Origin of the sequence: Bhargavaea massiliensis (assembly GCF_050480245.1) — a bacterium.
Classification (GTDB): Bacteria; Bacillota; Bacilli; order Bacillales; family Anoxybacillaceae; genus Anoxybacillus.
The window spans coordinates 1-4,043 of the sequence record NZ_JBCNEQ010000089.1 but is presented as its reverse complement, the minus strand read 5'-3'; the positions used below and the strand labels follow the sequence as shown (position 1 = coordinate 4,043).

Genomic DNA, 4,043 nt, shown 5'->3' with positions numbered 1-4,043 from the left:
TTGGCAACTTCTTCAAAAATTCTTTTTAAATCTCGTTCAATATCTCCAACTAACACTTTTCTGCGGTATTTTGGACAAAACACAATATGATATTGATTGAGATAAACAATCCCTTTTTTATGGGTGTATTTTTCGTTTTCCAAAAACAATCACCTCTATACTAAATATACCATAAACAATACGCAATTCATCCCCTTGTCTAAAGACAGGGGCTTTCTTGCGCTTCCCCCGTAAATCTTCCTAACGATGTTTGCATGCGATTTGGTATATAGCTTCGCTCTTCACCCCAATGAAAATGAACGAGAATAATTTGTGCCCCTTGCTTTCGCAGTGCGCGAATGTCGGTGACAATTTGCTTTCGTACTGCTTGGGTGTCGCTCCATCCTTTATAACCGAGCGTACCGATTTTTACTCCTTTAACTGTTTTCATTAAAGGTATACCGTTCCCGAAATAGCCAATTTTCGCTCGCTTTAGCGTTGCAATTGTATCCGCATATCCTTTTTGTCCATAGTCGAACGTATGATTATTCGCAAGATTCACCCCTTCAATGCTTGCGCGCGTTAAAATATTGACATACGATGGATCACCTCGAAACCGAAACTTCTTCTCCGCTTTTTGTGTGGCGTTTGTTAACGTTGTTTCCAAATTAACCGTTGTAAAATCATCTTGCTTAAAAATGGGCTCAATGTATTTCGTAAAAAAAATGAGACCGTTTTTTTTCGCTTCATGATCAAATGAATACGTATAGCCATAGTTATCATCACGACCGAGCGTGACGTCCCCAGCAACGCTTAATGTAATGCTCGTTTCTCCTTGCGCCCAAGCGGGATGGGCAAATAAAAACAGAAAAATCCATAAACACATCCATATCTTTCTCACTTTTTCCTCACTCCCCTTTGTGTATATAAATTTTTTCTACACATGGGGGAAAAAACCTTTTTTTATTTGTTGATGATTTAGAACATAGTTTTATAAAAATAGATAAAAAATGACTGTACATGTTGTGGCAATGGCTATGCCTATGAGCGTTTCGTACGGAAGCAATGTAAGGCGCTCTTTCGTTGACATATGTACACTTGCTGCGGTGATATGAAAAAAACTGCCGTGCGGTAAATGGTCGAGCACTGTTGCCCCCGCATGTACCATAGCTGCTCCCGCAAGCGATGGGACACCCGCTTCAACTAACGCTTTTCCAAACACGTGGCTTGCGACAGCTGTCCCCGCCGTTGTAGATGCAGTAATGCCTGACAATAACGCACCAGCTAACGATGCCATGACGTATGGCGGAAACCCTAGCGATTCGAGCATGTGCATAAACGTTTGGTGCAAAGCGGAGTTCGCGATTACACCCGCTAGCGTTCCAGTACCAAGAAGCATGAATACAACACCGCTCATTTTTTCCATGCCTACGCGTAGAAACACGTTCAACTCCCTCGTTTTATTCATAACAATCACACCAATCACCGCACCAGTCGGCAAAGCGATAAGCGGATCAATTGACACGCCAAAGAGCGGACGTGACAATAAAAGAATTATCGCAACACCGGGAGCAACAATCGCTTTTTGCCATGGAGGTGTTTCTTTTTCAACCGTTTCAATTTTTGGCATATGTTTGTCATCACCCCGCCACCGTTTTGCAAGCTGGTACGTGACAAAAAGACCAATCACCGCCGGTGCGATGCCTGCCATCATGAGAGAGGAAAGAGGGACATGAAATGCCTCAGCTGCTGCAATCGTATTCGGGTTAGGAGAAATAATATTCCCAGCTTTCCCCCCACCAATTAATGCGAGCAATATAGCAAAACGTGACATATCAAGTCGATGTGCCATCGCAAGCGCAACAGGTGCAATCGTCATAATGGCAACGTCAACAAACACCCCACACGCAGTTAACATCATCGCTGCAACACATAGCGAAAATAGCGCATATTTTTCCCCGCATGCTTGCATGAGTTTTTCTGCTATTGCCACCGCTGCCCCCGACTGCATTAATACACCAGCAAGCACACCAGCTGCTAAAACGCGCAAAATAGACGGGGTCATCTCTTTTGCTCCATCTATCATTAGCCAAACAGCCTCATCGATGGAAGCTCCCCCTAATAAAGCACCAATAAACGCTCCGCCCATCATTCCATACCCTACTGGCACATTTCGTAAAATAAATACAACAGCTAGTAGAAAAGCAGCTATCGCTCCCAATATGTTCAATTTGATCCCCTCCAAGTATACAATCTATAAAAATATCATGATGTAACGTCATTTTTTGTAAATATATCACAAATAACATAAAAAATGTGTAAAATTTTTCGAAAATACGTACAGATGTCATCCGTATATACATTATTTTTGTAATAGTCTTTTTGTCGGAGGTGATCAGTGTAACAGGACGTTTTTTACTTATTTCTCTCGGAACGGGTGTTATAATGGTACTTGGAACATATTTCAAATGAAATGAAGCGAGCCATTCGACAATTTTCCACGTAAGAAAAAGGTGCCCAAATTGGACACCTTTTTCTTATGATGAAATCGTACGTTTAAACGTATCAAATTGCTCTGTCACTTGTTTATCTGGCGCTGCTGTCAATACACTGACGATAACAATAGCGATGAGGCTTGCGATAAAACCAGGAACCATCTCATACATGACGCTAGCGTATGAAGAGTTTGCCCAAACGATGACCGTCGTCGCCCCTGCAATCATTCCTGCAAGCGCTCCCCATTTTGTCATGCGACGCCAGCATAAGCTTAATATAATGACAGGACCGAACGAAGCACCAAACCCAGCCCATGCATAGCCAACAAGATTTAAAATCGTATTGTTTTGCTCATATGCCAAAATTAAAGCAACAACAGAAACAAGTAACACCGATAAACGACCAACAAACACAAGCTCTTTATCGGACGCTGAACGACGGAATAAAACTTTATATAAATCTTCAGTTAGGGAACTTGATGTCACAAGCAATTGCGATGAAATCGTGCTCATAATTGCCGCTAAAATGGCTGCAAGTAAAAACCCTGTAATAAGCGGATGGAATAAAATTTCCCCAAGTTTAATAAATACCGTTTCTGGATCTTCTAACGTCATGCCGGCTTGTTTAAAGTAGGCGATTCCAAAAAGACCTGTGAGCATCGCGCCGACAGTTGAAAAAATCATCCAGCCCATTCCAATCCGACGAGCTTGTTTCATCTCTTTCACCGATGAAATCGCCATAAAGCGAACGATAATGTGAGGCTGTCCAAAATAACCAAGTCCCCAAGCGAATAAAGAAATGATGCCGACTACGCTTGTTCCTTTAAACAAATCGAGCAAATTCGGATCGGTGTCTCGAATCGTTGCTGTCGTTTCTGTGAATCCCCCTGTATGCATCAATGTCACAACAGGTACGAGAATAAGTGCAATAAACATAATGAGACCTTGCACAAAGTCTGTCCAGCTGACCGCTAAAAATCCCCCGAATAACGTGTACGCAATAACAACACTAGCGACAATCCATAGCCCCGTATGATAATCTGTACCGAACGAGTTTTTAAACATGACCCCGCCAGAAACGAAACCAGAAGAAACGTAAAACGTAAAGAAAATCATAATGACGAATCCTGAAACGAGGCGAAGTAGCTTCGATGTATCACCAAAACGATTTTCTAAAAATGCTGGAATCGTAATCGAATCGTTTGCCACTTCTGTATACACACGCAAGCGTGGAGCAACGTATAACCAGTTCGCATACGCCCCTAAAGCTAGTCCGATGACGATCCATGAAGCGCTTAACCCTTGTGCATACATCGCGCCAGGCAAGCCAAGCAACAACCAACCGCTCATATCTGACGCCCCAGCACTTAACGCCGTTACGGCTGGACCGAGCGTCCTTCCACCTAACATATAATCAGACAAGTTTGACGTCCGTTTATATGCCCAATACCCAATGAGTAACATCCCCACCATATATACGACAACAGATGCAATAACCAAAACAATCTCCCCTTCCTTTTGTTTCATTTCATTCGGGAAACGTTTTTTAATCACTTCAAGCATGACGTG

General features: G+C 42.6%; 3 protein-coding genes and 1 pseudogene. All 4 read right to left on the bottom strand.

The annotated features are described in order from the left end of the window. Nucleotides 1-143, bottom strand: a 143-nt coding sequence (locus ABEV15_RS13995; protein ID WP_498853559.1) for a transposase, incomplete at its 3' end; no start/stop codon positions are given. A gap of 89 nt (nt 144-232) precedes the next feature. Further along, nucleotides 233-865, bottom strand: a pseudogene (locus ABEV15_RS13990) (CapA family protein); the annotation flags it as partial. A 105-nt stretch (nt 866-970) separates the two neighbouring features. Next, nucleotides 971-2,209 carry a GntP family permease gene (locus ABEV15_RS13985; protein ID WP_498853557.1) on the bottom strand — a complete coding sequence of 413 codons (1,239 nt, stop codon included), beginning with the start codon at nt 2,207-2,209 and terminating at the stop codon, nt 971-973. A 307-nt stretch (nt 2,210-2,516) separates the two neighbouring features. Then, a complete protein-coding gene (gene putP, locus ABEV15_RS13980) occupies nt 2,517-3,974 on the bottom strand; it encodes a sodium/proline symporter PutP (protein WP_498853558.1) in 1,458 nt (485 codons plus the stop codon). Between the last annotated feature and the right edge of the window lie 69 nt (nt 3,975-4,043).